Annotated in this window: 2 protein-coding genes; one reads left to right on the forward strand and one right to left on the reverse strand. The window is 62.7% G+C overall.

The window, feature by feature from the left end:
* Positions 1 to 336 (forward strand): hypothetical protein (locus tag EN991_RS39245; RefSeq protein WP_127370683.1); only part of this gene is annotated, 336 nt, incomplete at its 5' end.
* Between the two features lie 16 nt (positions 337 to 352).
* Here EN991_RS39245 and EN991_RS39250 read toward each other — a convergent pair.
* Positions 353 to 512: helix-turn-helix transcriptional regulator (locus EN991_RS39250; RefSeq protein WP_164769815.1), on the reverse strand; the 160-nt coding region annotated here is incomplete at its 5' end.

The following is a 512-nucleotide window of genomic DNA, read 5'->3' on the forward strand; positions in this document are numbered from 1 at the left end:
GCCTTTATCCGGCTGGAGCATTTCGCATGCCTGTCGGACCTGGTCGATTCAGCGGTTGAGTTGTTCTTCATGCCGGGCACTCTGCGGCTCGGCCATGGTGGTGAGGCGCATGTCGACTGGAGCGGGAGCCCGCGCATCGTGCTCGATCTGGAACTGAGGCCGCCCGGCGTCACCGTCTATTTCCAGCTGACGCTGAGCGAGCTCGGCGCGTCGGTGGCGGTCAACTACGTATCGTTCGAGAAGCCGGGCGAAGACCCGGAGCGCAACACGGCGCTGCTCGAAGCGGTGATCGAAGAGGCGCGTATCCGCAAGGTCGAGCCGCTGGCCTATCGCTGATCGCTTTCGAATTCCTCTATTCGATCAAGCCCAGCCGCAGCGCCTTGGCAACGGCCTGGTTGCGATTGACGGCGTTGAGCTTCTGGGTCGATTGGGTCAGATACTGGTTGGCGGTGTGCACCGACAGTTTCAGGAGTCGCGCGATCTCCTCGCTGGTGTTGCCGTTGGCGGTCAGC

This window comes from Mesorhizobium sp. M7A.F.Ca.US.005.03.2.1 (assembly GCF_003997795.1).
GTDB lineage: Bacteria > Pseudomonadota > Alphaproteobacteria > Rhizobiales > Rhizobiaceae > Mesorhizobium > Mesorhizobium ciceri.